Below are 19,097 nucleotides of genomic sequence, written 5' to 3' on the forward strand. Positions count from 1 at the left end.
AAAAATAGGTTTTCGGTTATAGCTTTTTTAAAACCACCTGTTCATTCAGCATTTCGTACATTTTTTTAAAAAATTTATAGTAGGCTGGATAATAATCGTTCGAGAGTTCCGGTTTATTGATATGTATGCTATAATTGACTTTAATTATACTTCCCGTTGTTGTAACATCGTATTTTAAACTAACACTTTGATCGGGTATATCATCCATAGAAATATTGGTGGGTGATGATACAATTTCGTATTCGCGTGGTATTCTATAGACTGCTGTAATGTTATAATTCTTGCAATAACCAAAATCAATGTCAGTTGTCCGGTTCTCACTTAAAAATGGGTTGTTTTTTAAATTTGAAAAAAGGTTAGTTTTTAAATAAATATATTTATCATCAGGCCCGGTAAGATTTGAATTAAAGTGTATTTTTTGAATTAACTGCGACGTATCGGTATTCTCAAAATCAAGGGCTGTTATTTTTAAGTTGCTATTTGTATTTTCCAAATAATTGATATAATTTTTTTCGCCGCCCGATTTATATAGATTTACTGCATCCAACTTGTTATAACCGTCGCTGGTTATTACCGCAGTGCCCTGCAATGTTCCGCTGGAATTGATATCTGCGTCAACTGAAATTGATTGACTAACGGGCGTACTCTTTTTCAGCTCGATCAATTTATAAGAATTACTTACATTATTGATGTATAACCCCCATGAATTTAGCAGGTTTTCTGGGATTTCGTACCACGAATTATTCTTTTCGGCCGCGTCCAGTACATAATTTTTACTACTATCGATAATGAAAACCACCGTCCTGTTAAATTGAACCAAAGAAGTAAAATACCTATCCACTTTCCCATGGTCCCTTGTGCTAACTATCATCGGGTACGCTGTAACTCCGGCTTGTTGAAGGAAATGGTAAAGGATAAGGTTGATTTCGGCAGAATTTCCAGTTTTTCTTTGCCACGATTCGTAAACACCGTCGTTTGTTCTCCATTCATCCGTGCCATCCCAGGTCATTTCGCTTTTAACTTCGTTAAAGATATAAGCTATTTTTTCGCGGTCCGTTTTAAAAGACATCGCTTTATTTACAATGGCTTCGTCATTATTAAGTCTGGCTTTTAGTTGGCCGCCAAATTCTTTGTCATCGCGCAAAACACCCGCAACTTTAGCCCATGTGTCAGAAAATATTCTTTCGTAGCTGCCAACTGATTTAATGGAAACAAGCTGAAAACGTACCGCCTGCAAATTGTCATAGTAACTCGACATGTAGGGCTCATTTGTTAATGAGTTTACATTGACCATTACTTTTTGTTCAGTGACGAAGTTGTATGGAACAGTATTTCCGGCAAAAGAGGTACTCGTTGCATCCTTCGAACTAAATTCTTTCGCAAAAGGTTGATTCACGTGATTAATACTTCTAAAATAAAAAACATCAGGTATCGAGGTGTTAAATTCGCTATACCTTACAGGTATATTTTCCTGGAAATACCAGTTTGGGAAATTTACGAACGTATTTGAGTTCCATTTATATTTATACTCAATAATGCTGCCTGATGCTACATTAGGGAAACTAAATGCAACTTCGCTGTGATATTTGTCGATAGGTTTATTGTAAATTAAACTTTTATCCAGCTTGGTAATCTCTATTTTTCCGTTAACTAAATTGATGGTTTCAGCCTGTATACCTGTAATATATTCGAGGTGGTCACCGCTAAAGTATTCTATATTAATATTAGCTTCATTTTTCCCTCCGTTATTGAAAATTTTTATCCGCTTGTAAATTTCTTCGGTAATGGTCGACAGATTTGGGCCGAAATAAACAGTTCCTTTTTCTTGTAAAACTTCCGCATTGGCATCTTTTTCAAAATCGCACGACATCATTTCAAGATCAGCCATGTTAATTTTTCCATAGGCCTGTACTTTAGGTACTGATGTTTGTGCGTTAACTGAAAGATGGAAAATGCAAAGTATTAACAGCGCGAAAGGTTTATTCATCAGATGAGGTTTAATCAATGGTTGTTAATATTAGCAAATTTTTACGAGCAAATTAATTTATATTGCAAGATAATACCGGGAGGCTATATTTTTTTAAATACGATCTGCTCGTTAAGCATCTCGGTCATCTGTTTAAAATAGGCATAGATGTCGGCGTAATCGGCATGTGAATAAAGTGATTTTTTATAATTGATCACATAATTCACTACTATGTATCCATCCTGCTCGCCAATAATGCGCTTAAAAATGATGCTTCTGTCGTGCATTACCAAAGTTTCCATTTTCGGCATAGCATCAATTTTATACCCGGCCGGCATTTTATACCTGCCGTTTATGGTGTAAATATTGCTGCAGCCAAAATCGATATCAGAAACACGTTCTTTACTTAAAAATGGGTTGCTGTGCAGCGATGTAAATAAATTGGGGTTAAAATAAATGTACTTATCGTCGGTTCCCGGAAGATCGAGTTTAAAATTAACATTTTGCATCAGCGGCAGCGAGTCCACTTCGGCATCTTCCAACTGGAGTGAAGTGATCTTTAAATTATTGTCGTTTTCCGTTAAATATTGTTTGTATTTTTCTTCGTCGAGCATTTTATGGAGCTCAAGGCGTGTGCCCTTATGGTAGCTGAAGCTGCTGATCTGGGCGGTACCATTCATGGTGCCATCCGGGTTGATATCGGCATTGATAAATACAGCTTGCCTTACCTGTGCCCCGTTTTTCATAAAAACCAGCGGATATTCGTTTTTTGGCTTATTGAGGTAAAGCCCGTAGGAATTTAAAAGATCAAAGGGCACTTCGTTATAAACGTTGTATTTATCGGTAGCATCTAAAACATAATATTTAGTGCTATCTACCGGCACATAGCTAACCAGCTTATTTATTTGGTAAATATTTGTAAAATTCGAAAGTATTTTGCCGTTATCGCGGGTGCTTACCAGCATCGGGTAGGCTTTAACGCCTGCAAGGTTCAACAGCCGGTTCAATATCATATTGATTTCGCCCCAGCTGCCGCTTTTCTCTTCCATGCCGCTTTAATACCATCTTTTGACATCCAGTTTTTTAAATCGTTATACTTCATCACGGTTTTTACCTGGTTAAACAGGAAAGCAATTTTCTGGTCGTCGCTTTTTAAAGCCGCAGCTTTTTTTACCAGGTCATCTTCGTCGTGCAGGCTCTGGTCATATGGTTTATAGAAATCCTTGTCGGCTGCAATTTCTCTGCCAACATCAGACCATGACTGATCAATATTAACGGTTTGCCCATTGACTTTTACCGCGCTGATGATGAAGGTTAAGTTTTGCAACACATCCGCCGCCGACCGCATATAAGCTTCGTCCCTGGTTGACGGAATATTGGCCATTGCCCAAACATGGCCGAAGCCCCCCATAGACACCGTATCGCGCACAAAAACATTGGCTGTATTTTGATAAACCGAGAAGGTAAGCATAGGGTTAATAAAAGCATCGAGCTGGCTGTAGCGGGTGGGCAGGTTGCATTGAAAGTTCCAGGGTGGAAAGTTTCTGGAAAAATTACGGGCCCACATATACCGGTATTCAAATACCGAACCGGCCTTTACATCCGGCAGTGAAAAAGTGATCACATCTTTATTTTTATCAGTATGCTCGGCATAGATAAGTTTTGGGTCGAGTTTGGTATACCGGATCTTCCCGTTTTCCAGGTTGATGGTTTCTCCTTCAATCTCCAGTATTGTTTCGGTGCCAAAGCGGTTATTGAGTTCGATGTGGATATTGGCTTCCCCTTTGCCATTATCGTTGAATACTTTTACCCTACGCTGGCGCTCCAATATGATTTCGGGAGCAGTTAAGGCCATTTCTCCGCGGTCAAAAAGCACCATTGCATTGGCATCTTTTTCAAAATCGCAGCGGGTCATTTTTAGGTCAGCGGTATCGACAAACCCGTATTTCTCAATCGGGACGGCCGGGTTTAAATTCATATCGGCGCTGTCAATCCTGCTAAAATTTGCTGTATTAAGTTTTAGCGGAAATTTAACGTTTACAGAGTCTGTTAAGGAGGGGTTCTTGTTTTTGGATGTGTCGGTTTTCGGGGCCTTTTTTGTTTGTGCGGTTGTTAAATAACAGGTTGCTGTGATAATAAGCAGCAGCAAAAAGAGCCTCTTCATGTTTAAGGTGGGTTTGTCGACATAAAAATAATAAATTCCGATTAAACTATATGTATTTCAAATCACCTAAATAAAAATACAGGCAATAATTAACAGCTAAAACATTTTTATACAAGAGTGGGATGGGACATACTGCCAAAAGATTTCAATGTGCAAGAAAGCTCATCAGTAAATAATGCAGGGGTTAAATAATGCAGAACGGCGACTTAAAGTATCAAATTGATGCAGGGATTTATAAGCCACCCTGCTGGATAAAGGGCTAAATGTCAACAACAGCCAGGTTTTGACCAAGAATGCGGGATTGAATTTTGTCTGATTTGAAAATTTGAAATTAATTGCTCGCATTTTCAAATCTTCAAATCAACACATTTTCAAATTATTTCGGCATTCTGCGCATCATATTTGCCATGGCAGCAGGGTTGCTCATTTGTTTCATCACCTTGCGCATGTCCTCAAATTGTTTTATCAGGCGGTTAACTTCAGTAAGGTTAGTGCCAGATCCCTTGGCAATGCGGTTACGGCGGCTCTGGTTGATGCTGTCAGGGTTGCCTTTCTCGTAAGGTGTCATGGATTGGATAATGGCTTCAATCGCTTTAAACGCGTTATCATCAACCTCCACATCCTTCATCATTTTGCCAACGCCTGGGATCATGCCCATCAGGTCCTTCATGTTACCCATTTTCTTGATCTGCTGGATCTGGCTATAAAAGTCGTTAAAGTCGAATTTATTTTTGCGGATCTTCTTTTGCAGCTCGGCAGCTTCCTTTTCGTCGAACTGCTGCTGGGCACGCTCAACCAGTGAAACCACGTCGCCCATGCCCAAAATACGCGAGGCCATACGATCAGGGTGGAAGACATCCAGCGCGTCCATCTTCTCGCCCGTACCAATAAATTTAATTGGTTTGTTTACTACCGATTTAATAGATAACGCTGCACCACCACGGGTATCACCGTCCAGTTTGGTTAATACAACGCCGGTGAAGTCCAGCCTGTCATTAAATACTTTGGCGGTATTTACGGCATCCTGCCCGGTCATGGCATCTACCACAAATAAGATCTCGTGCGGTTTAACAGCATCTTTTACCTGTTCTATCTCGCGCATCATCGCCTCGTCAATACTCAAACGGCCGGCGGTATCAATAATCACTACATTGTTACCGTTCTGTTTGGCCAACGCGATCCCTTCCCTTGCTATAGCTATCGGATCTTTCGATTCCAAATTGGCATAAACCGGTACGCCGATCTGTGCGCCTAAAACCTGCAGCTGTTCAACAGCAGCCGGGCGGTAAATATCATCAGCAACCAGTAAAGGTTTTTTATTTTTCTGGGTTTTAAGGTAATTGGCCAATTTACCGGTAAAGGTTGTTTTACCGGCGCCATTTAAGCCCGCTATCAATATGATGGTAGGCGAAGCTGTTAAATTTAATTCGGAGGTACTTCCGCCCATTAGTTCGGTCAGCTCATCGTTCATTACCTTGGTGAGCAACTGGCCGGGGGAGATCGCTGTCAACACGTTCTGCCCTATTGCCTTTTGCCTTACCTCATCGGTAAAAGCTTTGGCGGTTTTATAGTTAACGTCGGCATCAAGGAGCGCTTTGCGGATCTCCTTCATGGTCTCGGCCACGTTTATTTCAGTAATGGTACCTTGTCCCTTTAATACTTTAAAGGCCCTGTCGAGTTTGTCCGATAAATTTTCAAACATTTGCTAATCCTGCTATTAAGGCTGCAAAGTTATGAATTTGCCGCAAATTGCCCGAATGAGTTTTTTAAGGCTGAGTTATCGCGCCAAACCTGTTCAGAATGTCTTTTTTTCAGACTTAACACTCAAGGCTATTGACTTAAGCCTCAGAGTGACTATATTCGGGAAATATTTTACGCTATGACTTTATACGAAATCTTTAAAGACCTGCATTCCGGATTCCGTTATGTGGTGTTTATCCTGGTATTATTAGCGATCATCCAATCATTGATGGGTTGGCTTGGCAACAAACCCTATACTGAAGGCAACCGTAAGATCAACTTATTCGCCTTTATATCGGCACATACACAGCTATTGATCGGCATCATCCTATTCTTTTTAAGCCCCAATGTACAGTTCAATAGTGAGACCATGAAAAACGCTACCACCCGTTACTTTACCGTTGAACACTGGGTAATGATGCTCATCGCAATCGCATTGATTACTGTTGGGTATATCAAAGCCAAAAAGACAGAGACCTCTGTAAGCAAACATAAAACCATTGCCATATTTTATTTGATAGCTTTTTTAGTGATAATTGGAGCAATAATGGCCGGTCATTTATCGGTTTTGGGTGCTAATTGATAAAAAAATGCAGAAAAAATTTGCTAATTCAATTTTCTTTATAAATTTGTGACCGCAATGATCAAAATCAAACAAACTAACAACTGGTGGCACCAATTAATTTTGGCAGCCGGATAGTTTTTGATCGAGATACTAATCAATTGTAAACCTACATAGGAAACCCGGCGAACCTCATTCGCTGGGTTTTTTGCTTTAATAATGTTTGAGACAAAATGAAAAAATATAAAATTAATACCACCCATAAAAAGATGCTTGCAGACACTACCACCCCGGTAAGCATTTACCTGCGCCTGCGCGACGTTTTCCCCAATTCGCTGCTGCTGGAGAGCTCCGATTACCATAGCCGCGAAAACAGCATGAGCTATGTTTGCTGCGAACCCATCGCAGGCTTTGTACTAAACGACGGCGCGCTTAAAGAGACCTACCCCGACGGCAGCGAAAAAAGCCATGCCGCCGGTGAATTCGACCTGATCTCCTGCATCAATAAATTTACTGATAGCTTTGATACCGACCCTCAAACCGGCAAAATGCTCTCTAACGGATTGTTTGGTTATTTTACCCACGAGGCGGTGGAGCATTTTGAAACCATTAAACTAAAGGATACCGAAAATAATACCCGGAAGATCCCGGTGATGCAGTACCATATTTACCGCTACATCATCGCCATCGATCACTTTAAAAATGAGTTGTACATTTTTATGAACCAGCCGGAAGGTGCGGCAGAAAACCACGGCCTTGAAAAACTGGCCGACCTGATCCGCAATAAAAACTTCCCGGAGTACCGTTTTGAAAGCGACAGCGAAGAAAGCTCCAATCTTACCGGCGAAGAGTTTATGGCCGTAGTGGAGAAAATGAAACAGCACATTTACCGTGGCGACGTTTTCCAGATAGTACCTTCCCGCGGCTTTGCCAGGAAGTTTTTGGGGGATGAATTTAATGTGTACCGGGCCCTGCGCTCCATCAACCCATCGCCCTATTTGTTTTATTTTGATTACGGCGATTTCCGCATCTTCGGCTCATCGCCCGAAGCGCAGATCACCATCAAAAACCGCGTGGCCAGCATCTTCCCTATCGCGGGCACTTTTAAACGCAGCGGCGATGACGTAAAAGACGCCGAAATAGCCCGCAACCTGGAGGCCGACCCCAAGGAGTCCGCCGAACACGTGATGCTGGTTGATTTGGCGCGAAACGACCTCAGCCGCCATTGCGGACAGGTAGAAGTAAAGGCTTTTAAAGAGGTGCAGTATTATTCGCACCTTATCCACCTGGTATCGCATGTAAGTGGCAAGCTGCTGCCCGGGGCATCCTCCTTTAAGGTGGTAGCCGACACCTACCCTGCTGGTACGCTGAGCGGCGCACCAAAATACCGCGCCATGGAGATCATCGACGAAAACGAGAAAACCAAACGCAGCTTTTACAGCGGCGCCATCGGTTTCTTCGGCTTTAATGGTGATTTTAACCACGCCATTATGATCCGCTCCTTCCTGAGCAAAAACAACACCCTGCACTACCAGGCCGGGGCAGGCATTGTAGCCGGATCAATAGCAGAAAGTGAATTAAAAGAAGTTGATAATAAAATTGCCGCGCTGCGGAAAGCGATAGAACTGGCGGAGGAGCTTTAGTCAAGGCCTCACCCAACCCTCTCCAAAGGAGAGGGCTTTAGAAAAGGGTGAAGTTCAAGTCCTCTCCTTTGGAGAGGATTTAGGTGAGGCAACGGGCAGATTTAAAATACTAATTTAACCCCTTTTGAAGGGTTAGCAATGAATAAAATGAACAACAAGATATTAATCATCGACAACTACGATTCCTTTACCTATAACCTGGTGCACCTTGTTAACGAGATCGGGCTGCAATGCGAAGTGTGGCGGAATGATAAATTTGCTATAGAAGACGTTGAGGCCTTCGACCGCATTATCCTGTCGCCGGGACCGGGGATTCCGTCTGAAGCAGGCTTGCTGCTGCAGGTGATTGAGCGTTACGCGCCCACCAAAAGCATTTTTGGGGTTTGCCTGGGCCAGCAGGCCATTGCCGAGGTGTTTGGCGGCCGCCTGTACAACCTGGGCCAGCCCATGCACGGCATCGCTACCCCGGTAAAGATCACCGACCGCAACGAAAAACTATTCCTCGGCTTGCCCGAAACCTTTAAAGTGGGCCGCTACCACTCCTGGGTGGTAGATGAAAAATCCATCCCCGAATGCCTGGAAGTAACGGCCATCGATGAAGCCGACAACTCCGTAATGGCCTTACGCCACAAGGAATTTGACGTGCGCGGCGTGCAGTTTCACCCGGAATCAGTGCTGACTGAATACGGAAAAGAAATGATGAGCAACTGGCTCAGCCCCCTGGCCCCCTAAAGGGGGAAACAGGGTGGTTTAAAAAACAAATCAATAAATTAAAAATCCCTTCGCCTCTGGCGGAGTTAGAGGGCAATGCCACATGACTATTCTTGATAAAATCGTTATCCATAAAAAAAAGGAAGTAGAGCGCGCAAAAAAACGCACTTCTTATACGCAGCTGGAAGAGGCTGATTTTTTTGCAAGGGAGTGTTATTCCTTTAAAGATTTCCTGCTCGACCCTGCCCGCACCGGTATCATTGCTGAATTCAAGCGAAAATCTCCTTCAAAAGGCATCATTAATGATAAGGTTACGGTAAAAAATGTTACCAATGGCTATGCCGCGGCAGGCGCTTCGGCCCTTTCTGTATTAACCGATCGCAACTTTTTTATGGGCAAAAAGGCAGATCTGATCGCGGCCCGCAAGGCCAATACCATTCCTGTTTTGCGCAAGGATTTTATGATCGACGAATACCAAATTATCGAAGCCAAAGCCTTTGGCGCCGATATCATCCTGCTCATCGCCGCTATACTAACCCCGGCCGAAATTGGCAAAATGGCCACCCTCGCCAAAAGCCTTGGCCTGAATGTATTGCTGGAGGTGCATAACCTGGAAGAACTGGAACGGAGCCTCCACCCCAGCCTCGACGCCATCGGCGTAAACAACCGCAACCTGGCCGATTTTACCGTTTCGGTAGAAACCTCATACCAACTGGCCCCCCATATCCCGGCAGCATTTTTAAAGATCTCGGAAAGCGCCATCAGCAACCCCGAAACCATCAAACAACTCAAACTCGCCGGGTTCAACGGCTTCCTCATCGGCGAGAACTTTATGAAACAGGAAGATCCCGGCAAAGCGATGCTGGAGTTTGTTAAGGAATTAAAATGATGTGCGGATGTGCAAATATGCGAATGTGCAGATGATTTTAATGGGAGTAGAATAAAAAGCTACGGCCCCGTTAGGTCCCCCTCTCGGGAAGGAAAGTTTGAAAATACCAGGGTGCACGTCCATCCGCACATCTGTAACCTGGCATATCTGCACATCAACACCCCATCTGCACATCTGCATATCTGCACATTTGCACATCCTTTTGCACATCCCCTCCAAATTCCCTATTTTCACCCCAACTGACTTCGCTTAATGAAAAAAACACTTACCCTGGGCTTAATTGCCATTGCTGCCGCGGTAAATGCACAGCAAAAAACCATCATCGGCTTTACCGATGCTAATGCAACAAAAGAATTACAAACCGAGCAAACCTTTGATGCCGCTTTGAGCGCCCCGCGTATTGGCGAAAACTTAAAAGAACTTTCTGCTTTCCCGCATAACCTGGGCTCGCCCGGCAGTAAGGCCGTGGCCGAAAAGATCCTGGCCAAATATAAAAGCTATGGCCTGGATGCCCATTTGCAACCCTATACGGTGCTGTTTCCTTCACCCAAAACCCGGGTGCTGGAGCTTACCGGCCCCACCACCTACACCGCTTTGCTAAAAGAACCCGCTCTGGCAGAAGACGCCACCTCGGGCCAGTCCGACCAGCTGCCTACCTACAACGCCTGGAGCGCAGATGGCGACGTAACCGGCCAGCTGGTATTCGTCAACTATGGCCTGCCCGATGACTACGAAACCCTGGCCAAGCTGGGCATCGATGTAAAAGGAAAGATCGTGATCGCCAAATATGGCCGCTCATGGCGCGGTATCAAACCAAAAGTGGCCTATGAACATGGCGCTATCGGCTGCATCATTTACTCCGACCCGGCCGATGACGGCTACAGCGCCGGCGAAGTGTACCCCAAAGGCGCTTATAAAAACGAATACGGCGTGCAGCGCGGTTCGGTAATGGATATGGTGATCTATCCCGGCGACCCGCTTACGCCCGGCGTTGGCGCCACTAAGGATGCCAAACGCCTCGACCGTAAAGATGCCACCACCATACTAAAGATCCCCGTACTGCCCATCAGCTACCACGACGCGCAGCCCCTGCTGGCAGCGCTCGACGGTATTGTTGCCCCGCGCGACTGGCAGGGCGGCCTGCCCATTACCTACCATGTGGGCCCCGGCGTGGCTACCGTGCATTTAAAACTCGAATTTAACTGGGATATGGTGCAGGCGTACGACGTGATCGCCAAAATAAAAGGTTCGGAATTTCCGGATGAATGGGTAATGCGCGGCAACCACCACGATGCCTGGGTAAACGGCGCCGGCGACCCGCTCAGCGGGCAGGTGGCCATGCTGGATGAAGCCAAAGCCCTGGGCGACCTCCTCAAAACCGGCTGGAAACCCAAACGTACCATCGTTTACTGCTCATGGGATGGCGAAGAACCCGGCCTCGTCGGCTCCACCGAGTATGCCGAGGACCACGATAAAGAATTGCAGCAAAAGGCCGTAGTGTATATCAATTCCGACGGTAACGGTCGAGGCTTTTACGGCGGCGGCGGCTCGCAGGCGCTGGAACCCTTTATGGACGAGATCACCAAAACCGTAACTGACCCGCAAACCAACGTAAGCGTTTTCGACCGCAAGCGTGCCAGCGAATTGGTTAACGCCGGGTCTGTTAAGGATAAAAAAGAGATCATGGCCCGCAAAGTGGAACCGCTGGAACCCCTTGGTTCAGGCTCCGATTTTTCGTCGTTTTTACAGCATTTGGGGGTGCCTACTTTGGACCTTGCCTTTGGCGGCGAAGACGGCGGCGGCGAATACCACTCCATTTACGATTCGTTTGATGATTACCGCCGGTTTAAGGACCCCACTTTTGAATATGGCGTGGCGCTTTCAAAAACGGCCGGGCATGCCATTTTGCGCATGGCCGATGCCGACCTGCTGCCCTTTGATTTCCGCAACCTGGATACCACCATCAGCAAATACGTGACTGAGTTAACCGAGCTGACCGACAAAATGCGCGATAACACCACCATGGAAAACCAGCTGATCAAAGCCAACGATTTTACCCTGGCGGCCGACCCAACCAAACACGAAAAGGCCCCCGAGGCCAAAGCCGAAGTGCCCAAACTGGATTTCGCCCCGCTAAAAACCGCGCTGGACAGCCTCAAAAAAGCAGCCAATGGCCTGGCCACCACATGGGCAGCAGCAGCACAAAGCAATACCAGCCACGACAAGCTGAACCAACTATTATACCATGCCGAACAGCAATTGCTTGGCGACGGCCTGCCCCGCCGCCCCTGGTACCGGCACACCATTTACGCCCCCGGTTTTTATACCGGCTACGGCGTAAAAACCCTGCCCGGCATCCGCGAAGCCATCGAACAACGCAACTGGACGGAAGCACAGGAACAAATCGGCATCGTAGCCGAACGGATCAGCAGTTTGGCAGCGTATTTGGCAGAGGCAAGGTAATTAAGGCAAGGGGCACCTGAACCAACCGGAACAGATGAATAAACGTGGTACACCTGGTACGCAAATAAATTCTGTAATTTACTTGGATTTATAAAGAATAATTTGTATAAAATCTCATCCAATTCTCGTGCTGCCGCTGGTTTGCAAACATCCTAACCCGCATGGCTAACCCACCATGTCATTGCCACGCTCGTTCCCTGCCGGCAGGCAGGCTCGCTCGCAATGACATGGTTTTTAGATTATTGACAACCTCTCAAGGGGGAATTGAAAAAAAAAGCCATGGCCCCGTGCGGTTCCCCTCTTGAGAGGGGCGGAGGGGTGTGTTAACCGCCGTGCCTGCAAACTATCCCCACTGACAACTAAAAACTGCTAACTGAAAAAGGAATGTCATCCTGAGCCTGTCGAAGGAGGGCGTTTCCCCCGTTCCTGCCTGCCGGTAGGCCGGGATAGAAACGGGGGCCGCGTGCTTTGCTCATACTTCACGGGGCCTTAGCCGCGAAGGCCGGTAACCGCGACGCCCGCTAACGCGAAACACCGGTATAACCCCGGCATTTACTGCAAAAAGAGGGAAAACTAGCAAAGCATGTCCATTGCGTAAAAAACACTTTCTTGTAGCGTGCGCTACAAATGCTACAACCTGCTACAAAGCCCTACAAAACTGAATATCAAAAACTTAACTGCTGATAAAATTTTGTCACTGACAAAAACGTGTCAGCACTTTTGGTGCTTTTTTCTTCTTTTTCTCGTGCTGCCGCGGGTTTGCAACTCGTGGTATGTCGGCGCTACCGCAAGCGTCCCCGCTTGTGGTCCGCGTTGATGTAGCAAACATATCCGGTCAAGCCAAATCAATATCTAAATTATTCGGTAAACGGTTTGGTTAAGGTTATTTGATATTGCTACTCATGCATTAAAAATACAAAATAATTACCAGGGAGAAGACGTGCGACCTGCTGGCGGGCGACCCGTCAGCGGGCCACAAGCCGGGAGGCTTGCGGCAGCGAAAAACGCTTGCGGTAGCATGGGGGCACGAGAACCCAACCGGAAACTCGCATATGAATCAGGGTGCAGCACATATATTATGAAAAACTAATACAAATATCCACAACACCTACGACCGCAAATGCACAATGCAATAAAATCCAAATTTTATTTAACCTAATTTTATGGAGTCTGGGAAAATTTAATTTGTGATCATTATCAGCCGTCTTTTCGATTATATTTAGGCTGATTCCATCAGAAAATTTGTCAAAAACATCCATGAGCCGACCTACTCTTGTAGCATGCAATCTAAATCGTTCGTAATATTTAAATGATGCCAGAACGCCATATATAGCGACTATTATAATTATGACGGAGACCATAATAGTAGATCGATCAAAATCCTTTTGAACTATAAAACCTTGTGCAGCCAAATATAAAACTAATAGATAGTTAGTCATTTTTGAACGTTGGTCTTCCGATTGTTTGGCCTGCCCCCAATGCCGATCAATTGTTGACAATAGGATTTCTATTTTATCTGATTCTGTCATTAATTTAAAAATACAAGAAAAATTTAAATTATATCTATTAAGGCTGCCCTGTTTGAACAGCTACCCCAGCTAACGACGAAGATAGGTAGGCGGGACCTTTATTAATCTATTTTTCAATTCCCAATTTTAGGAGATCGTCTCGATATTTAATAAATTCTAAATCGTCTGGATTTATATATAGGATAAAGTTTATCTTCCCTAATAGGTGTCTAACATAATTTCCTTTTGATAATTTTCTTGCTTTCATATGTTCTTCCAATCCAAATCTTTTGATAAAGTGCATTTGTTGCCTAATTGCCATCCTTTTCTCTTTACTGACCTGCATTTTTTTGTTGACCACTACACCAGTAACAATTTGTCTTTCTCCAAATCGCATGATCCGCGTCTTTTGTTCGTTAATTTTCAGGCCATGTATTGATAAGTGTTTTATAACTTGTAATTTCAAAACTTCACAATCAAATTTTCCAGAAAACGTAAGGTCATCAGCGTATCGGGTATAACGAATACCTAATGGTATGCAATACACGGCGATAGCATCATCAAAGGAAGCTAAAATGAGGTTGGACAAATATGGGCTGGTAGAAGCACCTTGCGGAAGGCAATCATTCAGGCAACAAAGTTTAGCCAACAGATCAGAAATGGCAATTGAGTACCCTAGTCGAAAAAACAAAGCAGTAATTTGGGACCGTTTAACTGAAGGAAAAAAATCCTTTATATCCATTGTGAGGACAATAGGTTGATCTCTATGGAATAAAATGTTCTGTTTTAACGATGTTCCCGGAACATAGGCTTTTGCGTATTTACTGGGGGCTATTTGATACAATATATTTGTTAATATCCAATCTTGTATTTCTTTTAGACTTGGCAATGGTTCGTCTATATCCCGGAATTGATTATTATTTTTTTTATTTTAAAGGATCGGTAAAAGAAATTTGGATGATCAACCGCGCGCAGCAAATATGAGGAATGATAACCGACTAGTGCACAAAGATGTTCGAGATTGTATATAACTGGCAAATCATAACTCAACAGCTTTTCTGCGTATTTAAGACAACGTTCTATTTTTTCAGCTGAATATCCAGTTGCGAGCGCTTTTTCAGTAAATCTTCGTTTATATAATTCTAATTCCATTTTTGACAATTTTTACCGGGAAGGATAAACCTCCCCGGCTGTATTGGAATCTGTGGAAGTTTGTGTAGCTCAGCGGAGCAAACTTCCACAGATAAGCTTGAAAAGGAGTTCGCTTTTTGGAACAGTGACTCACCGTTCCCACGGGCTTACGCCAGTATCCTAATCAATTTATGGAATATCATCCTGTTCTGGTAAAAATATAAAATCTAAATTGATTTTAGAAATTTTTGATTTCTCTTCGGGATCTATCCACTCTTTTTTAGAGACACGCTTCATTTGGCTTCTAAGTTCGCTTAGTTTTTCAAGTCCAGCTTCCGAAAGCTTCATTTCTTCGGTACTGTAAATAATAAAACCATCTATTAAGGCAGCTTCTGTCAAGTCGGCAATGTCTTTGAATCCGAGTCCCCTGTCCAATAGACTATTGATTGTTCCGTTACTTTCGACGTTAGATAACAAAATCTGCAAATTTATTTCTTTCATCGTTTAAATGGTGCTAAAAATTCTTTACCTTCTTTTATATGATCCGACCAAAAAATGGAAAATGTGTTGTTAGGTGTCCTTGCCATGGTCACTAAAGCCTCTGATTTTTTAAATCCCATTTTATAATTACTACCGGCCTTAGTCATTCTTTCAATTTTCTTCATAATTGCTTTTTTCTGAGTCACCATGTCCCCATAATAGTCTGTTATGCCTTTGCTCTCAATATATTTACAGTAAAAATTTATGCCTTTCTCAGCCAAGATATTCATCGCTTCCTGCATTAAAGTTATTGTGAATATTCTAATATTTTGATATTCAATAGATGGGTTTTTATCAATTTCTTTGAAAGTATTTGAAATTGTTGTACCAGAACCAATGAAATCGTCAATAAGAATAAGTAATTCCCCTTCCTTTAATGTAAAACTCTCTGGAGCGATTTTTTCAAATTGCTCGAAAATGGTAAAGGGAATGGACCTTAAATTGGCTGGCAGACCATAAACAATTGATTTGTATAGATATGAAACAACGTTACCGCTCTTTGTTTGTGGTTCATCATCAGGTTTAATTATTGGAAAAAAATAGATGTGTTTAACATTTGAGATGTCTTCACTTGAGAATTCAACAAATAAATCTTTTAGGATCCCCAGATAATTTCCATAAGAAACCCAAAGATAACGGCTTGAAAGGTCCAAAATTAATTCCTGTTCTATTTCATTTAAGTTTCCAAGCAAAAATCCAAAACGCCTGAACACCTCTTGTTCATCGTGGTTTTTATACCAGCGCTTGTTTTGGAATAATTCTTTTAGGCGTATAAAGTTTTGTAGCGAAAAATCCTTCATTTATAGTGGATGGTGATAGTTTTTGGTTAGTTCGATAGCGTGAAGATATAAATTTTGAAGGAGAAATGCATAAGTACACAAAATTCTCCTCTGGCGCGAATATGCCGCGCAGGCAAAAAAGGTGGCGTACTCATGCCCCGCTGACAGGCAGCAAATATGCTGATCAGTGAGTGTTATAATATGTCGGCAAATACAAAAGCTTCACAAATTACATCGGCGACCTGTCAGCGGGGCACCCAGCCGCACAGCCCGGCACTGCATACTCACGCCAGGGAAGAAATAATAAATTACACCGCGTTGCCATTGCCGCAATCATTTTATATCTTCGGTAACCAATATAACCTGTATGAACCGCCACCTGTTTTACTTTATTGCCATATTATCTTTTTTTAGCCTGTTTACTGCCTGTAAAAAACACCAGGTGAACAAACGGACGCCCAATATTTACATATCCGGCATGAGCGGCGATACAGCCGTGTTCTGGCAAAACGGGGTAGCGCAGCACCTCTCAACCGGCGTGGCCCACGCCCAGGCCAACCAGCTGGCGGTGTCCGGCAGTTCAGTGTATATTGCGGGTGATGATCTCAACAGGGGGGAAAACTCGGCGGTATACTGGAAAGACGGCGTAGCTACTTTTTTGCCGGTGCGCGCCAACACCGATCTTTCGGTAGCAACATCGGTAACGGTTTCGGGCAGCGATGTGTATGCCGCCGGTTATACCATAGGTAACAACAACCTGTACACCACCTGGTGGAAAAACGGCGTCGCCACCGTGATCGACAGCACCCACTCGGCCCAATGCAGCGCCATGGCCGTAGTAAACGGCAGTGTTTACATATGCGGCACCAGCCAGCTAAACGGCCTCACCACTGCCACTTTGTGGAAAGATGGGGCCATACATACCCTGGCGCTTAATGAACCCTCGTACGCGCGCTTCGTTACCGTTTCGGGCAGCGACGTTTACATCGCCGGCTCGCAGGTTTCAAACCCCGGCATTTTACCCATCCTCTGGAAAAACGGGCAGCCCGGCACCCTGTCGGCCAACTACGGCGAAGCCTATGCTGTTGCTGTTGCAGGCCATGATGTGTATGCAGCTGGTTATGTGTACCTTAACAATGTGATGACCACCACGATTTGGAAAAATGGCGTTGAGCAGCATCTGCCCGGCGGCACACAGGCATCGTGGGGCAATTCGTTGTTTATTGCAGGCAGCGATGTTTACCTGGCCGGTTTCATCGATAATAACAATAAACAACAGGCCTGCTACTGGAAAAACGGGCAGCTGGTAACCATAGGCAATGGCGGCAGCACCGCCAGTTCTATTGTTGTGCAGTAAGCGCCCTGGGCGCGGCAAATGCTTCCACCCCGCCCTGCGCGGTCTGCGACTCCGGGATGCCTATGGCAACTAGTTTACGTCAACACCGCGCCCCACTGCCAGCCATCAAGCTTGTTTACTTTGTATCATATGTTACATTTACACCCCGCGCTTCGTATCTTATAAAAAACACCGTTGAAAGCGATGCCACCGGTAAGCAAACTATTAATAATTAAACCTTAAACCCGGAGCCCATACACCCATACGGCGGGAATGACATAAACAAACAAGCACTATGAAAACCAAACACCTTTTACTTTTGCTATTGGCCTGCAGCGGCTGGAGCGCCTGCAAAAAAAATACCGACAACCAGTGCCCGGTCTTTCCTGTGGCGCTGCAGTTGCTATCGGCCAATGTGCGCATAGTTGACAAAACCACCGGCGCCGACCTTTTTTTATCGCCCACCTCGCCCTATAAATTCAGCGATCTGTCGGTTACCAGCTCGCTAACAGGCAACAACATTAGCATGGTGGTAGATAGCGCACAAAAAGACAAAAGGTTTGTAGTGATTTTAGGCCATGAAACCCAGGACTTTATTTTAAAACTGGCCGCGCTGCCGGCCGATACGGTACACATGGAGGTTTCGGTTACCCAGGGAAAGTGTTATTCCTCGTCGAAGGTGAGCGCGATCACCTTAAACCGCAAAGCCGTTTGCGCACCATGCAACTTTAATAACATCGTTACGATAAGCAAATAGTTAAGGGGAGATGCGAAATGCCTTATTGCCCGTTTGGAGCGATTATGGCGCGCGTGCCAAAAGACAATTGCAAAAGGTACCCATAGCCACACAAGTCGCTCATTGCGAGGAACGAAGCAATCTCTACGCATGCTAATCCCAGCACCAAGATTTCCGGGTGACCTATCAGCCGCACGCCGTTCAATCTTATATTGCCTTTTACGGAATGTCCGCCGCAGAGATTGCTTCGTTCCTCGCAATGAGCGGGTGGAGAGCGTTCCATGGCGGGCGAATACTTAGCTCACGGCTAAGCGCGAGAGGTGCTGAAACAAGCAGCATGACATGTTTTTTTGGTTATTGCTCCAGCCTTACCCAACCCACCTATCCAATGACCCAATGACGCGCAGCAAATGACCCAATGACCCGATCTATTTTTCGATAGCGCGTTTCAAATTAGTATGCGTAGCCCGCATACCCACCCGCAGGCTGATGGAGTCGCCATCGGCGTAATAGCGGCCTTTGTTTTTAATCGCCATGGTATTGATGTGCGCAACAAACCATATACTGTCGCCTTTAACCTTGCCATCCGAAATAGCAAAAGTGCCAATGGACGAGGTAACCGAACCGGTAAGCGTGGTGTCGGCGGTTTTAAAGGTATAGGATATCGGGAATTCATTGCCATCGGGGCCCTTCAGCATCGCATTCCATTTGCCATCTACGCCGGCAAACCAGGCGAATGCTGCGCCAAAGGTGAGGAGCAATGCAGCAGTGATCAGGATCTTTCTTTTCATGGATTTGGGAGGTTAATTGTTGTGTTAAAAGTAAACATTTATTTTTTAACACAACGCCGGCGGTAAAGCAAAGTTCGCGATTGCCTCCGCCAATAGGCGGATCGCAATGACAAAAAAGTATAAGCCTCCCCCCGTCTA

At 44.7% G+C, this 19,097-nt stretch carries 15 protein-coding genes and 1 pseudogene; 7 read left to right on the top strand and 9 right to left on the bottom strand.

The genetic code is table 11. The annotated features are described in order from the left end of the window. Window positions 1–16: 16 nt before the first annotated feature. From MgSA37_RS25560 to ffh, 4 genes are all read right to left on the bottom strand, one after another. On the bottom strand, window positions 17–1,987 hold the full coding sequence (locus MgSA37_RS25560) for a DUF3857 domain-containing protein (protein WP_096356325.1): 1,971 nt from the start codon (window positions 1,985–1,987) through the stop codon (window positions 17–19). Between the two features lie 83 nt (window positions 1,988–2,070). Next, a complete protein-coding gene (locus MgSA37_RS25565; RefSeq protein ID WP_096356327.1) occupies window positions 2,071–3,015 on the bottom strand; it encodes a hypothetical protein in 945 nt (314 codons plus the stop codon). After that, entirely contained in the window at window positions 2,976–4,130 is a 1,155-nt protein-coding gene (locus MgSA37_RS25570; RefSeq protein WP_096356329.1) for a DUF3857 domain-containing protein, read from the bottom strand. The genes MgSA37_RS25565 and MgSA37_RS25570 overlap by 40 nt, the downstream gene beginning before the upstream one ends. Window positions 4,131–4,506: 376 nt before the next feature. Next, on the bottom strand, window positions 4,507–5,832 hold the full coding sequence (gene ffh / locus MgSA37_RS25580; RefSeq protein ID WP_096356333.1) for a signal recognition particle protein: 1,326 nt from the start codon (window positions 5,830–5,832) through the stop codon (window positions 4,507–4,509). Between the two features lie 177 nt (window positions 5,833–6,009). On the opposite strand from ffh, the gene MgSA37_RS25585 reads away from it, so the two are divergent. The 5 genes from MgSA37_RS25585 (at window position 6,010) to MgSA37_RS25605 (ending at window position 12,138) form a co-directional block, all read left to right on the top strand. Next, window positions 6,010–6,453 carry a cytochrome B gene (locus MgSA37_RS25585; RefSeq protein WP_096356335.1) on the top strand — a complete coding sequence of 148 codons (444 nt, stop codon included), beginning with the start codon at window positions 6,010–6,012 and terminating at the stop codon, window positions 6,451–6,453. A gap of 212 nt (window positions 6,454–6,665) precedes the next feature. After that, window positions 6,666–8,075 carry an anthranilate synthase component I family protein gene (locus MgSA37_RS25590; protein ID WP_096356337.1) on the top strand — a complete coding sequence of 470 codons (1,410 nt, stop codon included), beginning with the start codon at window positions 6,666–6,668 and terminating at the stop codon, window positions 8,073–8,075. 147 nt (window positions 8,076–8,222) lie between these two features. After that, window positions 8,223–8,807, top strand: a complete 585-nt coding sequence (locus tag MgSA37_RS25595) for an anthranilate synthase component II (protein ID WP_096357742.1) — start codon at window positions 8,223–8,225, stop codon at window positions 8,805–8,807. Window positions 8,808–8,889: 82 nt separating this feature from the next. Then, on the top strand, window positions 8,890–9,675 hold the full coding sequence (gene trpC, locus MgSA37_RS25600; protein ID WP_096356339.1) for an indole-3-glycerol phosphate synthase TrpC: 786 nt from the start codon (window positions 8,890–8,892) through the stop codon (window positions 9,673–9,675). Between the two features lie 252 nt (window positions 9,676–9,927). After that, the gene (locus MgSA37_RS25605) at window positions 9,928–12,138 is read left to right on the top strand and encodes a transferrin receptor-like dimerization domain-containing protein (protein ID WP_096356341.1); all 2,211 of its coding nucleotides are present in this window, start codon (window positions 9,928–9,930) and stop codon (window positions 12,136–12,138) included. 1,076 nt (window positions 12,139–13,214) lie between these two features. On the opposite strand, the gene MgSA37_RS25610 is transcribed toward MgSA37_RS25605, so the two are convergent. The 4 genes and pseudogenes from MgSA37_RS25610 to MgSA37_RS25625 form a co-directional block, all read right to left on the bottom strand. Next, the gene (locus MgSA37_RS25610) at window positions 13,215–13,667 is read right to left on the bottom strand and encodes a hypothetical protein (protein WP_096356343.1); all 453 of its coding nucleotides are present in this window, start codon (window positions 13,665–13,667) and stop codon (window positions 13,215–13,217) included. Between the two features lie 106 nt (window positions 13,668–13,773). Further along, window positions 13,774–14,559, bottom strand: a pseudogene (locus MgSA37_RS25615) (reverse transcriptase family protein); the annotation flags it as partial. Window positions 14,560–14,966: 407 nt separating this feature from the next. Beyond that, a complete protein-coding gene (locus MgSA37_RS25620; RefSeq protein ID WP_096356345.1) occupies window positions 14,967–15,278 on the bottom strand; it encodes a hypothetical protein in 312 nt (103 codons plus the stop codon). Next, on the bottom strand, window positions 15,275–16,117 hold the full coding sequence (locus tag MgSA37_RS25625) for a phosphoribosyltransferase-like protein (RefSeq protein ID WP_096356347.1): 843 nt from the start codon (window positions 16,115–16,117) through the stop codon (window positions 15,275–15,277). The genes MgSA37_RS25620 and MgSA37_RS25625 overlap by 4 nt, the downstream gene beginning before the upstream one ends. Window positions 16,118–16,463: 346 nt before the next feature. On the opposite strand from MgSA37_RS25625, the gene MgSA37_RS25630 reads away from it, so the two are divergent. Together MgSA37_RS25630 and MgSA37_RS25635 are read left to right on the top strand one after the other, a co-directional pair. Continuing rightward, window positions 16,464–17,453 carry a hypothetical protein gene (locus tag MgSA37_RS25630; protein ID WP_096356349.1) on the top strand — a complete coding sequence of 330 codons (990 nt, stop codon included), beginning with the start codon at window positions 16,464–16,466 and terminating at the stop codon, window positions 17,451–17,453. A 274-nt stretch (window positions 17,454–17,727) separates the two neighbouring features. Next, the gene (locus tag MgSA37_RS25635; RefSeq protein WP_096356351.1) at window positions 17,728–18,189 is read left to right on the top strand and encodes a hypothetical protein; all 462 of its coding nucleotides are present in this window, start codon (window positions 17,728–17,730) and stop codon (window positions 18,187–18,189) included. Window positions 18,190–18,596: 407 nt separating this feature from the next. On the opposite strand, the gene MgSA37_RS25640 is transcribed toward MgSA37_RS25635, so the two are convergent. Next, window positions 18,597–18,959, bottom strand: coding sequence for a hypothetical protein (locus MgSA37_RS25640; RefSeq protein ID WP_096356353.1), 363 nt, complete (start codon window positions 18,957–18,959; stop codon window positions 18,597–18,599). Window positions 18,960–19,097: the final 138 nt, after the last annotated feature.

Source organism: Mucilaginibacter gotjawali (genome assembly GCF_002355435.1).
GTDB lineage: Bacteria > Bacteroidota > Bacteroidia > Sphingobacteriales > Sphingobacteriaceae > Mucilaginibacter > Mucilaginibacter gotjawali.